The sequence below is a fragment of the Vannielia sp. SX4 genome (assembly GCF_052828525.1).
In genome coordinates, this window is the sequence record NZ_CM128247.1 from 1,662,203 (window position 1) to 1,678,810 (window position 16,608).

General features: G+C 65.7%; 18 protein-coding genes. 12 read left to right on the forward strand and 6 right to left on the reverse strand.

The features are described 5' to 3' along the window. Positions 1 to 87 precede the first annotated feature (87 nt). Together ACUXVX_RS08255 and ACUXVX_RS08260 are read left to right on the forward strand one after the other, a co-directional pair. Positions 88 to 567, forward strand: coding sequence for a GNAT family N-acetyltransferase (locus ACUXVX_RS08255; protein ID WP_446311152.1), 480 nt, complete (start codon positions 88 to 90; stop codon positions 565 to 567). Between the two features lie 61 nt (positions 568 to 628). Further along, positions 629 to 1,219 carry an O-methyltransferase gene (locus ACUXVX_RS08260; protein ID WP_446311153.1) on the forward strand — a complete coding sequence of 197 codons (591 nt, stop codon included), beginning with the start codon at positions 629 to 631 and terminating at the stop codon, positions 1,217 to 1,219. Between the two features lie 33 nt (positions 1,220 to 1,252). Here the strand turns inward: ACUXVX_RS08260 and ptsP are convergent, their stop codons facing one another. From ptsP to ACUXVX_RS08275, 3 genes are all read right to left on the reverse strand, one after another. Beyond that, positions 1,253 to 3,505, reverse strand: a complete 2,253-nt coding sequence (ptsP, locus tag ACUXVX_RS08265; protein ID WP_222470033.1) for a phosphoenolpyruvate--protein phosphotransferase — start codon at positions 3,503 to 3,505, stop codon at positions 1,253 to 1,255. 202 nt (positions 3,506 to 3,707) lie between these two features. Then, on the reverse strand, positions 3,708 to 4,526 hold the full coding sequence (locus ACUXVX_RS08270; protein WP_446311154.1) for a hypothetical protein: 819 nt from the start codon (positions 4,524 to 4,526) through the stop codon (positions 3,708 to 3,710). A 4-nt stretch (positions 4,527 to 4,530) separates the two neighbouring features. Continuing rightward, positions 4,531 to 5,766 carry an aspartate kinase gene (locus ACUXVX_RS08275; RefSeq protein WP_222470031.1) on the reverse strand — a complete coding sequence of 412 codons (1,236 nt, stop codon included), beginning with the start codon at positions 5,764 to 5,766 and terminating at the stop codon, positions 4,531 to 4,533. Positions 5,767 to 5,921: 155 nt separating this feature from the next. On the opposite strand from ACUXVX_RS08275, the gene ACUXVX_RS08280 reads away from it, so the two are divergent. Beyond that, a complete protein-coding gene (locus ACUXVX_RS08280; protein ID WP_222491797.1) occupies positions 5,922 to 6,167 on the forward strand; it encodes a YdcH family protein in 246 nt (81 codons plus the stop codon). Positions 6,168 to 6,174: 7 nt separating this feature from the next. On the opposite strand, the gene ACUXVX_RS08285 is transcribed toward ACUXVX_RS08280, so the two are convergent. Further along, positions 6,175 to 7,563, reverse strand: coding sequence for a helix-turn-helix domain-containing protein (locus ACUXVX_RS08285; protein WP_222470029.1), 1,389 nt, complete (start codon positions 7,561 to 7,563; stop codon positions 6,175 to 6,177). Between the two features lie 48 nt (positions 7,564 to 7,611). Beyond that, positions 7,612 to 8,844: a multidrug effflux MFS transporter gene (locus ACUXVX_RS08290; RefSeq protein WP_222470028.1), complete on the reverse strand. Its 1,233-nt coding sequence runs from the start codon at positions 8,842 to 8,844 to the stop codon at positions 7,612 to 7,614. Positions 8,845 to 9,033: 189 nt separating this feature from the next. On the opposite strand from ACUXVX_RS08290, the gene ACUXVX_RS08295 reads away from it, so the two are divergent. From ACUXVX_RS08295 to ACUXVX_RS08335, 9 genes are all read left to right on the forward strand, one after another. Continuing rightward, a complete protein-coding gene (locus ACUXVX_RS08295) occupies positions 9,034 to 10,566 on the forward strand; it encodes an acyl-CoA carboxylase subunit beta (RefSeq protein WP_222470027.1) in 1,533 nt (510 codons plus the stop codon). A 260-nt stretch (positions 10,567 to 10,826) separates the two neighbouring features. Next, positions 10,827 to 11,159, forward strand: a complete 333-nt coding sequence (locus tag ACUXVX_RS08300) for a DUF6497 family protein (protein WP_446311155.1) — start codon at positions 10,827 to 10,829, stop codon at positions 11,157 to 11,159. A gap of 220 nt (positions 11,160 to 11,379) precedes the next feature. Then, entirely contained in the window at positions 11,380 to 11,505 is a 126-nt protein-coding gene (locus ACUXVX_RS08305; RefSeq protein ID WP_256377575.1) for a hypothetical protein, read from the forward strand. A gap of 66 nt (positions 11,506 to 11,571) precedes the next feature. After that, positions 11,572 to 11,931 carry a hypothetical protein gene (locus ACUXVX_RS08310; RefSeq protein WP_222491805.1) on the forward strand — a complete coding sequence of 120 codons (360 nt, stop codon included), beginning with the start codon at positions 11,572 to 11,574 and terminating at the stop codon, positions 11,929 to 11,931. A gap of 334 nt (positions 11,932 to 12,265) precedes the next feature. After that, on the forward strand, positions 12,266 to 12,466 hold the full coding sequence (locus ACUXVX_RS08315; protein WP_222470024.1) for a YMGG-like glycine zipper-containing protein: 201 nt from the start codon (positions 12,266 to 12,268) through the stop codon (positions 12,464 to 12,466). 132 nt (positions 12,467 to 12,598) lie between these two features. Continuing rightward, positions 12,599 to 12,784, forward strand: coding sequence for a YMGG-like glycine zipper-containing protein (locus ACUXVX_RS08320; RefSeq protein WP_222471109.1), 186 nt, complete (start codon positions 12,599 to 12,601; stop codon positions 12,782 to 12,784). 132 nt (positions 12,785 to 12,916) lie between these two features. Then, positions 12,917 to 14,917, forward strand: a complete 2,001-nt coding sequence (locus tag ACUXVX_RS08325; RefSeq protein WP_446311156.1) for an acetyl-CoA carboxylase biotin carboxylase subunit — start codon at positions 12,917 to 12,919, stop codon at positions 14,915 to 14,917. Beyond that, the gene (locus tag ACUXVX_RS08330; protein ID WP_446311157.1) at positions 14,914 to 15,306 is read left to right on the forward strand and encodes a hypothetical protein; all 393 of its coding nucleotides are present in this window, start codon (positions 14,914 to 14,916) and stop codon (positions 15,304 to 15,306) included. The genes ACUXVX_RS08325 and ACUXVX_RS08330 overlap by 4 nt, the downstream gene beginning before the upstream one ends. After that, positions 15,306 to 15,920: a hypothetical protein gene (locus ACUXVX_RS08335; protein ID WP_222470021.1), complete on the forward strand. Its 615-nt coding sequence runs from the start codon at positions 15,306 to 15,308 to the stop codon at positions 15,918 to 15,920. Before ACUXVX_RS08330 ends, ACUXVX_RS08335 begins: the two co-directional genes overlap by 1 nt. Positions 15,921 to 16,041: 121 nt before the next feature. Here ACUXVX_RS08335 and ACUXVX_RS08340 read toward each other — a convergent pair whose 3' ends face one another. Next, positions 16,042 to 16,536, reverse strand: coding sequence for a DUF4174 domain-containing protein (locus tag ACUXVX_RS08340; protein ID WP_446311158.1), 495 nt, complete (start codon positions 16,534 to 16,536; stop codon positions 16,042 to 16,044). Between the last annotated feature and the right edge of the window lie 72 nt (positions 16,537 to 16,608).

Here is a 16,608-nt window from a genome sequence, read left to right on the forward strand (position 1 = left end):
GGGGCGTTTGCGGGAAGGTAGCCCGCATGCTAGGGGGCTGCCAGTGCGGAAAGGCGGGCGGAACGGCGTGCGGAAGAGGCGGCAGGCGTGATCGGATACGGGCTGAGCGAGGAGCGGGCGGAGGACCGTTGGGAGGTGGAAGCCCTCTATGACAGCTGTTTCGCGCCCGGGCGCGAGGCGCTCTCTTCCTACCGGCTGCGCGACGATGTGGCCCCCGTGGCCGGGCTGTGCCTTGTGGCGCGCGACAGCCTCGGCATCGTGGCGGGGGCGATCCGCTACTGGCCTGTGCGCGTGGGCGGCGCCGAGGCGCTGCTGCTCGGGCCGGTCGCCGTGCATGCCACCCGGCAGGGCGAGGGGCTGGGGGCGTGGCTCATCACCGAGAGCCTTGAGCGGTCGCGGGCGCTGGGCTGGGCGCGCGTCATGCTTGTGGGCGATGCGCCCTACTATGCGCGCTTCGGGTTCGAGAAGCTGAGCGCCGTGGTGATGCCGCCGCCGACCAACCCCGAGCGGGTGCTGGGCGTGGGCGACTGGGGTGGCGTTGCGGGCGACGTGGAAAAGTGGGCCTAAGCGGCGGCGGAAACCTCAGCGCGGCGCGTAGAACCGGCACAGGCAGCCTGAAGGAGCGCGCATGACCCCCGACATCACCGAAGTTCTCGACCTCTACCATGCCCGCCGCGAAGCGGAGCGGGCGGCCCCAGCTGGGGAGCTGGCGCTGGATGACCGGCTGCTGGCCGTCGGCCCCGAGACCGGGCGTTTGATCAACATTCTGGCCAAGAGCATCGAGGCGCCGGTGATTCTGGAGATCGGCACCTCCTATGGCTACTCCGGCATCTGGTTGGCCGAGGCCGCGCGGGCGGCGGGTGGGCGGCTGATCACCATGGAGATCAGCGCCGAAAAATCGACTTATGCAAGGGAGATGTCGGCCAAGGCGGGGCTAGCGGAGTACGTGGATTTTCGCGTCGGCGATGCGGTGGAGATGATCGGGGCGATGGAGGAGCGCATCGACTTCGTGCTGCTGGATCTGTGGAAGGATCTCTACACCCCCTGCCTTGAGGCTTTCGTGCCCAAGCTGAACCCTGGAGCCATCTTGGTGGCCGATAATGTGCGGCCTGAGCGGGAATTGATGGCGCAGTATATCGACGCCGTGCGCGCGGTGCCGGGCATGGCCAGCGTGACCCTGCCGGTGGGCAGCGGTCTGGAGGTGAGCCGGTATCGCTGAGCCGGGGGCGGGCTAAAGCGCCAGCGTCCGCGGCTACTCCGGGTCGGTATTGTCGATCAGCCAGGCTTCGACGCGGGCGCGGACGGATTGCTCGCCCTCGGTGCGGGCGGTCTCGATCACTTTGCGCAACTCGCTCAGATCGATCCGGCGCAGAAGCGACTTGACCGCGCCGATCGAGGCCGGGCGCATGGAAAGTGAGCGCAGCCCGATGGCGGAGAAGCAGGCGGCCTCAAGCGGGCGGCCGGCATCCTCGCCGCAGAAGCTGACCGGGGTGCCGGTGGCATCGCAGCGCATCACGATCCATTCGAGGAAGCTGAGGAACGACACGTTCAGGCAATCATACCGGTGCCGCACGCGCTCGTTCTCGCGGTCGGCGGCGAAGAAGAACTGCTTGAGGTCGTTGCCGCCGATGGAGATGAAATCGGCCAGCTCGAAGAACTTTTGCGGCGCGTAGGCGAGGGATGGCGTTTCCAGCATCGCGCCCACCTCGACGCTCTCGGGCAGGGTGTGGCCGAGCCGATCCTCGCGTTCGAGCTCGCGCATCAGGTGGTCGCGCGCCTCGGTAAACTCCGACAGTTGCGCCACGAAGGGGAACATGACCGACATCGGCCGCCCGCAGGAGGCGCGAATCAGGGCCTGAAGCTGCATCCGCATGACGCCGGCCTTATCGAGACCCACGCGGATGGCGCGCCAGCCCATTGCCGGGTTGGGCTCATCCTGCGGCTTCATGTAGGGCAGCACCTTGTCGGAGCCGATATCGAGGGTGCGGAAGGCCACGCGTTTGCCCTGAGCGGCGTCGAGCACGCGGGAATAGAGCGCCGCCAGCTCGCCGCGGCGGGGCACCTGATTGCGGATCAGGAATTGCAGCTCGGTGCGGAAGAGGCCGACGCCCTCGGCGCCGGAGGAGGGCAGGGAGGGCAGATCGGCCATCAGCCCGGCGTTCATGTGCAGCGCGACCGTGGCGCCCGACTTGTCGGTCGCGGGCAGGTCGCGGATGGAGGCATAGCGCTCGACCGCCTTGGCGCGCATCGCGATCTTGTCACGGAAGGCGTTTTGCACGGTTTCCTCGGGGCGCAGGTGGACGATGCCCTGATCGCCATCGACGAGGATCGGATCGCCGTTGAGCGCCTCGGTGGTGATGCGGCTGGCGTGAATCACCAGGGGAATGGCTAGAGCGCGGGCGACGATGGCGGCGTGGGAGCCGACGGAGCCCTCCTCGAGCACGATGCCGCGCAGCTTGCGGCCATAGGCGAGCAGTTCGCCCGGCCCGATGTTGCGGGCCACCAGCACCGGGTTGCCGGGCATCTCGGAGCCGTCATCCTGCCCCTGCCCGGTGAGCAGGCGCAGGAGGCGGTTGGAGAGATCGTCGAGGTCGTGGAGGCGCTCGCGGAGGTAGGCGTCGGGCACCTGCTCCATCCGGGCGCGGGCTGCCGATTGCTCCTTTTCCACCGCTGCCTCGGCGGAGAGGCCGCGGCCGATGTCTTCTTCCATCCGCTTCAGCCAGCCCTTGGAGTTGGCGAACATGCGGTAGGCTTCGAGCACCTGCCGCTGGTCGCCCTCGCCAAGCGGCGCGGCGGAGAGCATCTCGTCGACCGAGTAGCGCAGCTTGTCGACCGCCTCGCGCAGGCGCTCGACCTCGGCCTCGGCATCGTCGGCGATGGGATTGGTGACCACCACGCGGGGCTCGTGCAGATAGACGCGGCCCTCTGCCGCCCCCTCCTGCCCGGTACCACCGCGGAACAGGACCGGGTGTGTGTGGCGGGCCGACATGCCATCCGCCGAGCTTTGGAACATGCCCAGTTCAGCCATCTCGGCCAGCACCATGGCCACCACTTCAAGGCCATAGACATCATCATCGGAATAGGCGCGGGCCTCGCGGCTTTGCACCACCAGCACGCCGAGCCGCTCGCCCAGCCGCTGGATCGGCACGCCGAGAAAGGCGGAATACCGCTCTTCGCCGGTTTCCGGCATGTAGCGGAAGCCGCGCTCGGCGGGCGCGTCGGCGGTGTTGATCGGCGTGGTGCGCAGGGCCACGCGGCCCACGAGGCCCTCGCCAAGGCGCATCCGGGTCTGGTGTACGGCCTCGGGCTTCAGGCCCTCGGTGGCGCAGAGTTCCAGCGTGTCGGCATCGCGGAACAGATAGATGGAGCACACATCGGTGGCCATTTCGCAGGCGATCAGCGAGGTGATCGCGTCGAGCCGTTCCTGCCCCTCTCCGGCCTCGGAGAGGGTTTCGCGCAGGCGCTTGAGCAGCTTGCGGCTGCCGGGTTGATGCGGTTCTGGCATTCTGCCCCATTCATCGCGGCCCCGTGCGCGGGCCGTTCCGAAGAGAGGGTATAGACCATCGCGCGGGGGTTGCGAAACGGCTTTTGACGCGGCGGTGCGGCGAAACACCGGCGGGCGCGAATGGCGGCGAAGTTGTGCCTTGGCTCACGGGGCGCGCCTGCGGAAGAGGCAGGCTTTGCGCGGAGGCCGCGCGGGGCGCCGATCAGGCGTCGTCGCGCGGCTCGGTGAGCTGGAACAGGATGAGGCCAGCGGGGCAGGCGGCAAAGGCCTCCTGCTGGCGCTCGGGCACCTCGGGGTGGCGCAGGCCGATGGCCAGCCCGGTGTGTGGCCAGTTGGCGGTGGGCCGGGGCGCGAGGGCATGGACGTAGAGGCCCATGGGCGTGAGATCTTCACCGCTGGTGCAGGTGAGGTGCGGAAAACCGGCAAGCTGCGGGTCGCGGGCCAAGGCGGCGACATCGGGCACCGGGCCGTCTTGCAGCACGATCTCGACGGCGATGAGCGCGTTCCAGCTGTCGGTGTCGCGGTGCATCAGGGTGGCGCGGGCCGCGCCGGGCAGCTCGAAGCCGGTCAGGCGGGTTTGATCCTTGGCGCCGCTCAGCACGCGGGCCTCGGACAGGCGGCGGCTTTCGGCAAGGCTGGCCCATGTGGCGCCAGCGGGCAGATCATCGCTGTGCAGCGCAAGGCCATCGGGGCCGAGGAGTGCGCGGGCGGCGGCGCGCTCATCCAGAGCCTGCGGCTCGGCGGACACCCAGCCGGCCTCTTTGATGCAGGCGGCAAAGCGGGCCGCCAGATCGCCAAATCCTTCCTTGCGGAGATCGGCGGGGTAGGCAGCACAGGCCTCGGCCATGAGGGTGAGGAGCGGGGCGAAGGCGGCCTCGCCGTTGGCCGCTTCCGGGGCGGGCGCGGGGGCTTCCGGTGCGGCCGCCTCAGGGGCGGCGGCTTCAGCAACCTCGGCCTCGGGCGCGGCCTGATCGGCGGCGCCGAGCCGGCGACCTACGGCGGAGGCAAGCCGACGCCACATCGGTTCAGGCCTTTTCCAGCTCGAACGCGTCGTGCAGGGCCTGCACGGCGAGCTCGGTGTACTTGCGGTCGACCAGCACGGAGATCTTGATCTCGGAGGTGGCGATGACCTTGATGTTGATGCCCTCGTCGGAGAGCGTCTTGAACATCTTGGCGGCCACGCCGGACTGCGAGCGCATGCCGATGCCGACCACGGAGATCTTGGCGACATCGGTATCGGCCACAATCTCGCGGAAGTTCAGCCCGCCCTTTTCCTTGATGTCGTTCAGCGCCTTCTCGGCGCGGGCGACCTGATTGATCGGGCAGGAGAAGGTCATATCCGTGCGACCCTCCTCGGAGATGTTCTGCACGATCATGTCCACGTTCACGCCCGCCTCGGAGAGCGGGCCGAAGATGGCGGCGGCGATGCCCGGGCGGTCGGCCACGGAAATCAGGGTCATCTTGGCTTCTTCGCGGCTTGCGGCCACGCCGTTCACGGCTTTGCTTTCCACGATATCCTCCTCGGCACAGATCAGCGTGCCCGCTTCATCGGATTGTTCTTCAAAACTCGACAGCACCCGCAGGCGCACGTTGTAGCGCATGGCCAGCTCGACGGAGCGGGTTTGCAGCACCTTGGCACCGAGCGAGGCCAGCTCGAGCATCTCCTCGAAGGCGATCTTTTCGAGCTTGCGGGCCTTGCCGGTGATGCGCGGGTCGGTGGTGTAGACGCCATCGACATCGGTGTAGATGTCGCAACGCTCGGCCTCGAAGGCGGCGGCGAAGGCGACGGCGGTGGTATCGGAGCCACCCCGGCCCAGAGTGGTGATGCGGCCATCGGGGCCAATGCCCTGAAAGCCTGCGACCACGGCGACCTTCATGCCCTCGCCGAACTTGGCCATGATGTTATCGGTCGGGATCTCTTCGATCCGGGCGGCGGCGTGGGCGTTGGTGGTCTTGAGCGGCACCTGCCAGCCCTGCCAGCTTCGGGCGGGCACATCCATTTCCTGCAAGGTCAGCGCCATCAGGCCCGCCGTCACCTGCTCGCCGGAGCTGACCACGGCGTCATACTCGCGGGCATCGTATAGCTGCGAGGTTTCCTCGACGAAGCCGACGAGCTTGTTGGTCTCGCCCGACATGGCGGAGACGATGACGATCACGTCGTAGCCTGCGGCAACTTCGCGGCCCACGCGCTTGGCGGCGCGGCGGATGCGGTCGAGGGTGGCGACGGAGGTGCCGCCGAATTTCATCACCAGAAGGGGCATGGTGCAGTCTCTTTCAGTTCCGGCGCGGGATAGGTGACGGAGGGGAAAAGCGCAAGAGCGCTGTGGGGGATGCGGCCCCTGCAGCGCATGATCCATATCAAGGCGGCGCGGGCGAAGCGGGGGCAGGTTGGGGGCGGAAAAAACAGGAGAGAGTGATGTCGCAGAACACCCCGCATGAACTGGCTGAGGAGTTTCCGGGCAAGGAGGCCGAACTTTCGGCGTTGAAACAGACGGATGCGCATTTTGCCCGGATGGTGGACCGCTACCACGCGCTGAACCGCGCGATCCACCGGGCGGAGACCAACGTGGAGCCGACCGATGACTTTCACATGCTGGAGATGCGCAAGGAGCGGATGCATCTGAAGGATCAGGTGGCCGCGGCGCTGAACGCCCCGGCCTGAGCGCGGCTCAGCCGGTGTCGATCTCGTAGGGCAGGAGGCCGCGGGCGTTGTGATTGACGTTCAGGCGGCGCTCCAGCGGCGGGACCGAGCGCTGGTGGCAGCCCTGCCGTTCGCAGATGCGGCAGGAGATGCCGATGGGCTCAAAGGCAGCGGGCTGGGTGGTATCCAGCCCGTCGGCATAGACGAGGTCCGGCGCATGGGCGACCTCGCAGCCAAGGGCGATGGCGTAGCGCCGGATCGGCGCGGTGAAGCTGCCGCCGGGCTTTGACACATCGCAGGCGAGGCTGATGTAGCGGATGCCATCGGGGGTTTCGGCCAGTTGGCGCAGGAAGCGGCCGGGCGTTTCGAAGGCGCGATGCACGTTCCAGAGCGGGCAGGCGCCGCCGAAGCGGGCGAATTGCAGCCGGGTGGCCGAGTGGCGCTTGGTGATGGTGCCTGCCTGATCGACCCGCACGAAGAAGAAGGGAATCCCCTTGGCGCCGGGCCGCTGGAGGGTGGAGAGCCGGTGCGCCACCTGCTCGATGGAGGCTCCGAAGCGGTCGGCCAAGCGCTCGAGGTCATGCCGGGTGTCGCGCGCGGCCTCGAGGAAGGCGCGGTAGGGCAAAAGGGCGGCTCCGGCGAAGTAATTGGCCAGCCCGATCTTGGCGATGGCGCGAGCCTCCTCGGTCTGGAACCGGGCAAGGTCCAGCGTGGCCTCCAGCAGATCGTTTTGCGTGATTAGTGCAAGTTGGTGGAAGATCTGGAAGCGCCGGGTCGCGGCGGAGGCGCGGGCGGGCAGGGTGAGCCTGCGGGCCTCCGGGTCAAACCGGCGAAGTGCGGTTTCATCGGTGAGCGAGAGCGTTACGCCGGCCTTTTCAAGTTGGCGCAGGGCGGTGTCGGGGTCGCTCGCATCGCCTGCGAAGCGTTCGGCGGCGCGGTCGATGGCGTCGAGGTAATTGTCGCAATAGTGAAAGAAGTCGCGGACCTCTTCCCAGGGGGATATCGGCGCGGGGCCGCCTGTGCCCATGGCCTCATCGAGCAGGGCGAGCCGCTCCTGCCCCTGCCTGTGGGCGCGGTGCAACTCAAGGAAGGCGCGGGCGAGGGCGGGGGCGTTAGAGGCGGTGAGGCGCAGGTCGGCCAGCGGGGGTGTGTCGGTGAAGACCGGGTCGGCGAAGGCCTCGCGCATGTCTGTCACCAGTCGCTCGGTGTCGCCTGATGAAAGTTCGGTCACGTCCTGCCCGAACTCCTGTGCCAGTGCCAGCACCACCCGGGCCGAGACCGGGCGGTTGTTGTTTTCCATCTGGTTGAGATAGGGCAGCGAGACCCCCAGCTTGCCGGCGAAGGCCTTCTGGGTGAGGTTCAGCCGCGTGCGGATTTCCCGCAGCTTGGCACCGGCGTAGAGCTTTTGCGTGGGCATGGTGGCTGCATTTTGCAGATTCGCATCGCCCGCGCCAGTGTTTGCAAATCAGGTGAGCGCGTCAGGCGTGCCTTGGAGCTGTCGCTCGCGCATCAGCACCACGAGAATGGAGACAAGGCTGGCGACGGCGGTGCCTACCATGACGATGAGCAGCGGCAGCGGCGTGGACCCCTCGGTGAGCAGCGCGGCGGCCAGCGCGGAGAGCGCGGCGCCCCCTGCGATCTGGATCGCGCCGCCGAGGCCCGAGGCGGAGCCGGCCAGATCGGGCCGGACCGAGACGAGACCGGCCGCGCTGTTGGGCATCACCAGCCCGTTGCCCAGCCCCACGAAGGTGAAAAAGGCGAAGAACAGGAAGGGATTGCTCAGGCCCGCAAGGTAGGCGGCGAGATGGATCGAGATGCCGACGACGGTCAACACACAGCCCCAGAGGATCATCCGGTTGATGCCGAAGCGGGTGGAGAACCGGCCCGAGAAGGCATTGCCGAAGAGGTAGCCCACGGCCGGAAAGCCGAAATAGAAGCCCATCGTCGAGGGCGGCAGGCCGAAGTATTCGGTCGCCAGAAAGGGTGCACCGCCGAGGTAGGCGAAGAAGGCGCCGGAAGCGAAGGCGGCGGCCAGCGCATAGCCCCAGAAACGGTAGGAGGTGAGCAGGGCCGGGTAGCCGCGGAACTGCTCGGAGAAGCGCGCCTTGCGGGTGTGCAGGGTCTCGCCCAGATCGGTCAGAACGAGGCCGAGAAGCACGACGCCGAAGCCGAACATCAGCCAGAAGTTGGCCTGCCAGCCGAACCATTCATCGAGCTTGCCGCCGATGGCCGGGGCGATCATTGGCACGAGGCTCATGCCCATTGTGACGTAGCCGATCATCGAGGCGGCTTGGTTCATCGGCACCACATCGCGCACGATGGCCCGGCTCAGGACCATGCCCGCCGCCACCACGGCCTGGCACATGCGGAAGAAGAGGAAGCTCTCGACCGTGGGCGCATAGATGCAGCCCAGCGTGGCCAGCAGGAAGAGCACGATGGCGCTTAGCAGGACCACGCGGCGCCCGAACCAGTCGGACAGCGGGCCGACGAAGATTTGCAGCACCGCGTTGATGGCCAGAAACAGCGAGACGGCGAGGCCGATGACCCGGTATTCGGTGTTGAAATGCGCGGCCATCGCGGGCAGCGATGGCAGGAACACGTTCATGGTGAGCGCCGTCATCGAGGCGACGAGCACCAGCGTCAGAACATGGGGCGGGGTGGATCGGTCGGCGAAGCGGACCTTGCTTCCGTAACTCATTGCGCGGAGTTAGGCGGGGCGGTGTCTTTTGTCTACAGAGTGCGCCGAAAAAATATGCTCGAAGCATAAAATATTCATGTTTGCAGTTAGCAGATTGCGAGTTGCCAATAGTTTGCAAATTTTCCGAATTTCACTTTGGTTCGCACTCGTGAGACCCTATAGCAAAGCAAATTCAGCGGGGAGATGGCCATGAAGGACATTCTGGAGCAACTCGAGGAGCGCCGGGCCGAAGCGCGGTCCGGGGGCGGGCAGCGACGGATCGAGGCGCAGCACGCGAAGGGCAAGCTGACGGCGCGGGAGCGGATCGAGCTGCTGCTGGATGAGGGCTCGTTCGAAGAGTTCGACATGTTCGTGGCCCACCGCTGCACCGATTTCGGCATGCAGGAGCAACGCCCGGCGGGCGATGGCGTAGTGACCGGCTGGGGCACGATCAACGGCCGGATGGTCTATGTGTTCTCTCAGGATTTCACCGTGTTCGGCGGCTCGCTCAGCGAGACCCACGCGCAGAAGATCTGCAAGATCATGGACATGGCGGTGCAGAACGGCGCGCCGGTGATCGGGCTGAACGACTCGGGCGGCGCGCGGATTCAGGAGGGCGTGGCCAGCCTTGCGGGCTATGCCGAAGTGTTCCAGCGCAACATCATGGCCTCGGGCGTGGTGCCGCAGATCAGCGTGATCATGGGGCCCTGCGCGGGTGGCGCGGTGTATTCCCCCGCGATGACCGACTTCATCTTCATGGTGAAGGAGAGCAGCTACATGTTCGTCACCGGCCCGGATGTGGTGAAAACCGTGACGAATGAGCAGGTTACGGCGGAAGAGCTGGGCGGGGCCTCGACCCATACGAAGAAGTCGAGCGTGGCCGATGGTGCCTTCGAGAACGACGTGGAGGCGATGACCGAGGTGCGGCGGCTGGTAGACTTTCTGCCGCTGAACAACCGCGAGAAGCCGCCGGTGCGGCCGTTCTTCGATGATGTTGCGCGGGTCGAGAAGAGCCTCGATACGCTGGTGCCGGAAAACGCCAACACCCCCTACGACATGAAGGAGTTGATCCTGAAGGTCGCGGACGAGGGCGATTTTTACGAGATTCAGGAAGACTACGCGAAGAACATCATCACCGGGTTCATCCGCCTTGAAGGGCAGTCGGTGGGGGTGGTGGCGAACCAGCCAATGGTGCTGGCCGGGTGCCTCGATATCGACTCGAGCCGCAAGGCGGCGCGCTTTGTTAGGTTCTGCGATGCCTTCGAAATTCCGATCCTGACGCTGGTGGATGTGCCGGGGTTCCTGCCGGGCACGAGCCAGGAATACGGCGGCGTTATCAAGCACGGGGCCAAGCTGCTCTTTGCCTATGGCGAGGCGACGGTGCCGAAGGTGACGGTGATCACCCGCAAGGCCTATGGTGGCGCCTATGACGTGATGGCCTCCAAGCATTTGCGGGGGGACTTCAACTACGCCTGGCCGACGGCCGAGATCGCGGTGATGGGGGCCAAGGGCGCGACCGAGATTCTGTATCGCAGCGAGCTGGGTGATCCGGAAAAGATCGCGGCGCGGACGAAGGATTACGAGGATCGCTTTGCGAACCCCTTCGTTGCTGCCGAGAAGGGATTTATCGACGAGGTGATTCAACCGCGCTCCACCCGCAAGCGGGTGGCCCGTGCATTTGCCTCGCTGCGGAACAAGAAACTCAGCAACCCTTGGAAGAAGCACGACAACATTCCGCTATGAGCGGAAAGTCGCTTGACGCCTGTCCTAGGGTAAGAGGGATAGCCAGAATGAAAATTTCGTGGCAGAAACAGCGGGCTGTCCGCCGCCACTCGGAGGATAAGCCAGCGAGATCTGGCCGTTTCGCTCGCCTCATGCAGGCGCACGGCCTCATGCCGAACGTCCGCGTTCGGCTGCTCCGCGCCGGGGAGGGGAGGCCCTGGCGCGGAGTTGCTTTTTCAGCCCTGATCTTTGCCGCCCAGCCGGCCCTTGCCGCCCCTGATTTGCCTGAGGGTTGGGCCGAATTTCACGATGCAATCGTCGAGGTACATGCCGGGGCCGCCGAGGGTGCCGAAGAGCGCTGGCTGGTGATGCGTTACCTTGCGCCGGAGATCGCCCGCGAGGGCGGATCGCTGGGCTACGAGGATGTGGCCATGGAGATGGACGCGCTGTGCAACGGTCAGGCGCTCGCCACGGCCAAGGCGCATGAATCACCCATCGACCAAATCATCATCGCGCTGATGGACCGGGTGGTCGAACGGGGCCAGCCGGACCCGGCGGCCACGCAGTTTATTGCCTCCTATGTTGTCACAGAGGCCGGGTGCGAGTGGCAATGATGCGTGAAAAAGCCAATAAAACAAGGCGCTTCGCCGGGGTCGCTCAGGGGTTTGATGCAATCCCGCCACAGCGGATTCATGTGCGCGGATGGGCCTGTTTTTCCATAAGTAATTGCATTAACCTCACGCTTGGCCAGACCTATTTGGCTGTGAACTCGAATGAGGGACCTGGGGAGTGTCACTGCTTTCTGCGCACCTCACAGATTATTAGGAGACAGAGATGTCGAAGAGCATCAAAACCCTTCTCGCCATCAGCCTCGTTGCCTTCGTGGCTGCCTGCGCTCAGCAGGACGAAGTTGTTGTGGAAGAAGTCGTGGTCGAAGAGCCGACCTACTCGAAGTACTGATTCTACACCGGGGCAGGCCTTCGGGCCTGCCTCGACCCTTCGCCCTCTCATCCGGGAGATGGGCGCATGATCAAGCATCGCGGTTTTCCAGGCCGACTTCCCGGAACCGATTTCCAATTCACCATCCGACGACCCGCCAAGGGTGGCGCGACGCCTTTGAAGGCTCGCGAACGATTCGCCGATCGCAGGCCTGCTGACCGGCGGGCTGATTCGGGGTTCATGGCGGCGCTCTGGGAGCAGTTCGGCGATGAGCCCTTTGAGCGCGGCAATCTCGATGCCGGGCGGCTGAGCTGGCTCTTTGGCCGCGAGGTGCTGCCCGCAGAAGACCCGTTTGACCCCGAAAGCTACGAGGCGCTGCTCGTCATCGACGAGGCCGCCGCGCGCCGGGCCTTCCCCGAAGCCTTCGAAGAGGAGGGGTGGGCATGATTCTGCCGAGGGTTGTAGGGGGGAATGGGCAGGAACTGGCTCAAAACTGCCGCTGGGTCAGCCCGCGCTTGTTTGAACAGGCTGCGGCTGCAAATGTCAGCCAAGGACCGGCGTTCTCCAGCAAGCTTGCGTCGGCCTTAATAAGTCAAAACCGTTACCCTTCCCCTTCTACGTGGTCTGGCCCCTTGTGGGTCAGACCACACCCTTTTTTGCGCCGGCGGGAGCCCGCCCGTGACGCAGCGGTGAGGATGTCAGATGACGAATTTGGCTTCACGGACTCCGAGAATTGCGATAAAACTCTGCCCACAAACGATAAAACCCGAGGCAGTACATCATGCAAAAACTTCTCTGGGCCGCCGCCCTTCCTTTCGTGTTCGCCCTTTCCGGGTGCCTTGAAAACGACGTGCAGCGTGCCGCTGTTGGCGCCGGTATCGGTGCCGTTGCGGCCAGCGCGACCGACAACGACCCGCTCATCGGCGCGGCCGTTGGTGCCGGCGTCGGCGCACTCTCGGACGATATCGCGGACGCTTTCTAAGCCCTGCGCACACAAGCAAAATTCCGCCGGGCCATGGAACCGGCCCGGCGGGCTTTCTGTTTCTCTCTCAGACACTGAAACGCTCTGCGCCGCACGAGGCCGCGGGGCACAGACCCTGAGAGGCAAAAACTCATGCGAAAGATCATTCTGGGCGCCACCCTTCCTGCCATCCTGCTCGTCGCGGGCTGCGACAACGACATCGAGCGTGCCGCCGTTGGTGCGGGCGTTGGTGCCGTTGCGGCGGAAGCCACGGGCAACAACCCGGTCGTGGGCGCCGCTGTGGGCGCAGGCGTCGGCGCAATTTCCGACGATCTCTGACACGGCAGGCCGGGGCCAGACCGCCCCGGCGCCATCGAGACATCACCCAAGCGTTCTTCGGGCCCGCCGCCCGGAGAGCGCTTTTTGCGTTTCGGGCCCCTGCGGGACCCAAGAAGAAGAGGGACGATAGACATGTTCGAGAAGATCCTGATCGCCAACCGGGGGGAGATTGCCTGCCGTGTGATCAAGACGGCCCGCAAGATGGGGATCAAGACGGTGGCGGTGTATTCGGACGCCGACAAGAATGCTCTGCACGTGGAAATGGCCGACGAGGCGGTGCATATCGGCCCGCCGCCCGCGAACCAGAGCTACATCGTGATCGACAAGATCATGGACGCCATCCGCCAGACCGGCGCGCAGGCGGTGCATCCGGGCTACGGCTTTTTGAGCGAGAACCCGAAGTTCGCCGAGGCGCTGGAGGCCGAGGGTGTGGCCTTCATCGGGCCGCCCAAGGGGGCGATCGAGGCGATGGGGGACAAGATCACCTCGAAGAAGATCGCCCAGGAAGCCGATGTGAGTACGGTGCCAGGCTACATGGGGCTGATCGAGGATGCCGACGAGGCGGTGAAGATCAGCACCGAGATCGGCTATCCGGTGATGATCAAGGCCAGCGCGGGCGGCGGCGGCAAGGGCATGCGGATCGCGTGGAACGATGAGGAAGCGCGCGAGGGCTTTCAGAGTTCGAAGAACGAGGCGGCGGCCAGCTTTGGCGATGACCGCATTTTCATCGAGAAGTTCGTGACCCAGCCGCGGCACATCGAAATTCAGGTGCTCTGCGATGCTCATGGCAATGGGATCTACCTTGGCGAGCGGGAGTGCTCGATCCAGCGGCGGAACCAGAAGGTGATCGAGGAGGCGCCTTCGCCGTTCCTCGATGAGGAGACCCGCCGCGCGATGGGCGAGCAGGCTGTCGCGCTGGCACAGGCGGTGGGCTACACCTCGGCGGGCACGGTGGAGTTCATCGTCGATGGTGACAAGAACTTCTATTTTCTGGAAATGAACACGCGGCTTCAGGTGGAGCATCCGGTGACTGAATTGATCACCGGGGTGGACCTTGTGGAGCAGATGATCCGCGTCGCCCATGGCGAGCCGCTGAGCATGACGCAGGATGACGTGCAGCTGAACGGCTGGGCGATGGAGAGCCGGCTTTATGCCGAAGACCCCTATCGCAACTTCCTGCCCTCCATCGGCCGGCTGGTGGCCTACAAGCCCCCGGCGGAGGTGGCGGAGGCCACGCGCGCCGTGCGCAACGATACCGGCGTCTACGAGGGCGGCGAGATCAGCATGTATTACGACCCGATGATCGCCAAGCTCTGCACATGGGCGCCCACGCGGGAGCAGGCCATCGAGGAGATGCGGGTTGCGCTAGACAGCTTCGAGCTGGAGGGGATCGGGCATAACATCCCTTTCCTTGCGGCGGTGATGGACCATCCGAAGTTCGTGGCCGGTGACATGACCACGGCCTTTATTGCCGAGGAATATCCCGAAGGGTTTGAAGGGGTTGACCTGAGCGGTGCCGACAAGCGGCGGATCGCGGCGGCGGCGGCGGCGATGTACCGGGTGGCCGAGATTCGACGGAGCCGGGTCAGCGGGCGCATGGATAACCACGAGCGCATGGTCGGCTCCGACTGGGTTGTGAGCGTGGGTGGCGAGACGCTGGTGACCGAGATCGCCGCCGACAGGGCAGGCTCCACCGTGGCCTTTTCGGACGGCACGGTGCACCGCGTTGCCTCCGACTGGACGCCGGGCGACAGCCTTGCCCGGGTGGAGATCGACGGCAAGCTGATGGTGCTGAAGGTCGGCAAGGTGACGAGTGGCTTCCGCATCCGGTTCCGGGGCGCGGATGTGGCGGTGAAGGTCTGGACCCCGCGCCAGGCCGAGCTGGCCGCGCTGATGCCCGAGCGGCTGCCGCCCGACACCTCGAAGATGCTGCTTTGCCCGATGCCGGGCCTGATCGTGAAGGTCGATGTGGCCGAGGGCGACGAGGTGCAGGAGGGGCAGGCGCTGTGCACCGTGGAGGCGATGAAGATGGAAAACATCCTGCGCGCTGAGAAGGCGGGCAAGGTCGCCAAGGTCAACGCCGGGCCGGGCGACAACCTTGCGGTGGATGATGTGATCATGGAGTTCGAATGACACCCGGTTTGCGCGCACTTCTGGCCCATGCGGCCGGCTTCGTCTCGGGCCTGTTCATGGCCTGGGCGATCATCAACCTGCTCGGGCGGATCGTGCCGCCGGACGGCACCACGGGCGGCGGCATGGCGATGCTGGTTGCGATGGCGGTGATTTCCGGTCTGGCGGGTCTCGTGGCCTGGACGATGATCGTGACCCGGATCATGGGCTTTGTGGCGGGCCGCGACTGGTGGATCCGGGGCGTGGGCGCGGTGCTTGGGGTGATGGTGATGGGGGCCGGGCTGATGCTGGCCGGTATCTTCGCCCCCGCAGAGGCGCTGATCCTGATGATCTTCATCCTCTTCGCGCTGGGCGGCTGGGCCACCCACGGGCGGGTCACGGGCGAAGGCTGATGGACTGGCTGGCGAACCTCGATGCGCGGATCTGGCAGGCGGTGATCGCCGGCCTCTTCCTTGGCGCGGGCTGGTTCGTCAACGGCGTGCTGAACCGCCGGGAGGCGGCGGCGCTGCGGCAGGAAAAGCTGCGCGACATGCACCGGGCGCTTTATGCCGAGATCGGCAACAACCTCGCCAATCTCTGGGACGAGGAGCGGATCGAGAGCTACGCCGAGGGGATGCTGGAGCGGATGCGGGAGGACGAGGAGTTTGTGCCGCTCATCCCGCGCGAGCACAACGATACGGTGTTCGACACGCTGCTGCCCGACATCCACGTGCTGCCGCGCCAGACCATCGACCCGATCGTGGCCTATTACAGCCAGCTCAAATCGCTCGCCGCGCTGGTGGATGACATGCGGGGCGCGGCGTTCAAGGGCATGTCACAGCAGCGCCGGGTGGCGATGTATTCGGATTATATCGAGATGAAGAAGCAGGCGCTCAGCTTTGGCAGCTATGCCAATGCGGTGATCGACGCCTTCGGGAAGGGCGGCCGTGAGGCCGCCGAGCGGGTGAAGCTGGAGTTCAATACCCCGGCTGAGGACCCGTCCGCCCGGTTACCGGGATCGGAGTGAAGGGAATGTCGCTGCGTTTGCTCATATCCGCTCCTCTGGTGCCTGAAGTGTTTCAGGCTTCTGCCTTACATATAGGGCCTTACGGCGCGTTTCTCAAGCGTTCGCGGCAGGTGCTTCCTGCTCATTTCCGCCGCAGCTCATCGCGCCGGAGCGGCCATTTGTCGATGCTGCGGGTGATTTCGCGCACATCCCACGGGAAGGGTTTGCGCAGCTTCACCTCGCCGTCCTTGCCGATCAGCACCAGCTGGAAGCCACGGGGCCGGAGCTTGGTGCGCACGGGCGAGAGCGCGGCGGGGTCGGTATCGGTGATGATGATGGCGTCACGCTCCATAAGCGGGCCGGGGCGGGCGGTGAGCAGCTCGAGCTGCTCGGTAAAGCGCGGATCGGCCGGGGTATCGGCGAAGACCACGATGGGGCGGCGTAGCCATAGCAGATCGTCCAGCGTGACCTCGGAGGCGGCGAGGATTTGCAGATTATCGGCATCGCCCGCCACTTCGGCGGCGACGGCCTCGGCGGCCTCTTCGGCGGCGCCTTCGGAAATGACAGTGGTGCCCGTTTCCTGCGCCCAGAGGGGCGAGGCGATGAGCGCCGCGAGGGCGAGGGGGGTGAGCCGCATGAATTCCTCCTGTTGCCAAGGATATAGGCGCGGCCGCGCCGAAAGCGAAGGGGCGGTGCGCCCCGGCCAAAA

What these genes read in the sequence shown, in the direction of transcription:
- ACUXVX_RS08260 (WP_446311153.1), top strand. Translation starts at nt 629, where the DNA reads ATGACCCCCGACATCACCGAAGTTCTCGACCTCTACCATGCCCGCCGC.
- ptsP (WP_222470033.1), bottom strand. Translation starts at nt 3,505, where the DNA reads ATGCCAGAACCGCATCAACCCGGCAGCCGCAAGCTGCTCAAGCGCCTG.
- ACUXVX_RS08270 (WP_446311154.1), bottom strand. Translation starts at nt 4,526, where the DNA reads ATGTGGCGTCGGCTTGCCTCCGCCGTAGGTCGCCGGCTCGGCGCCGCC.
- ACUXVX_RS08275 (WP_222470031.1), bottom strand. Translation starts at nt 5,766, where the DNA reads ATGCCCCTTCTGGTGATGAAATTCGGCGGCACCTCCGTCGCCACCCTC.
- ACUXVX_RS08280 (WP_222491797.1), top strand. Translation starts at nt 5,922, where the DNA reads ATGTCGCAGAACACCCCGCATGAACTGGCTGAGGAGTTTCCGGGCAAG.
- ACUXVX_RS08285 (WP_222470029.1), bottom strand. Translation starts at nt 7,563, where the DNA reads ATGCCCACGCAAAAGCTCTACGCCGGTGCCAAGCTGCGGGAAATCCGC.
- ACUXVX_RS08290 (WP_222470028.1), bottom strand. Translation starts at nt 8,844, where the DNA reads ATGAGTTACGGAAGCAAGGTCCGCTTCGCCGACCGATCCACCCCGCCC.
- ACUXVX_RS08295 (WP_222470027.1), top strand. Translation starts at nt 9,034, where the DNA reads ATGAAGGACATTCTGGAGCAACTCGAGGAGCGCCGGGCCGAAGCGCGG.
- ACUXVX_RS08305 (WP_256377575.1), top strand. Translation starts at nt 11,380, where the DNA reads ATGTCGAAGAGCATCAAAACCCTTCTCGCCATCAGCCTCGTTGCCTTC.
- ACUXVX_RS08310 (WP_222491805.1), top strand. Translation starts at nt 11,572, where the DNA reads ATGATCAAGCATCGCGGTTTTCCAGGCCGACTTCCCGGAACCGATTTC.
- ACUXVX_RS08315 (WP_222470024.1), top strand. Translation starts at nt 12,266, where the DNA reads ATGCAAAAACTTCTCTGGGCCGCCGCCCTTCCTTTCGTGTTCGCCCTT.
- ACUXVX_RS08320 (WP_222471109.1), top strand. Translation starts at nt 12,599, where the DNA reads ATGCGAAAGATCATTCTGGGCGCCACCCTTCCTGCCATCCTGCTCGTC.
- ACUXVX_RS08325 (WP_446311156.1), top strand. Translation starts at nt 12,917, where the DNA reads ATGTTCGAGAAGATCCTGATCGCCAACCGGGGGGAGATTGCCTGCCGT.
- ACUXVX_RS08330 (WP_446311157.1), top strand. Translation starts at nt 14,914, where the DNA reads ATGACACCCGGTTTGCGCGCACTTCTGGCCCATGCGGCCGGCTTCGTC.
- ACUXVX_RS08335 (WP_222470021.1), top strand. Translation starts at nt 15,306, where the DNA reads ATGGACTGGCTGGCGAACCTCGATGCGCGGATCTGGCAGGCGGTGATC.
- ACUXVX_RS08340 (WP_446311158.1), bottom strand. Translation starts at nt 16,536, where the DNA reads ATGCGGCTCACCCCCCTCGCCCTCGCGGCGCTCATCGCCTCGCCCCTC.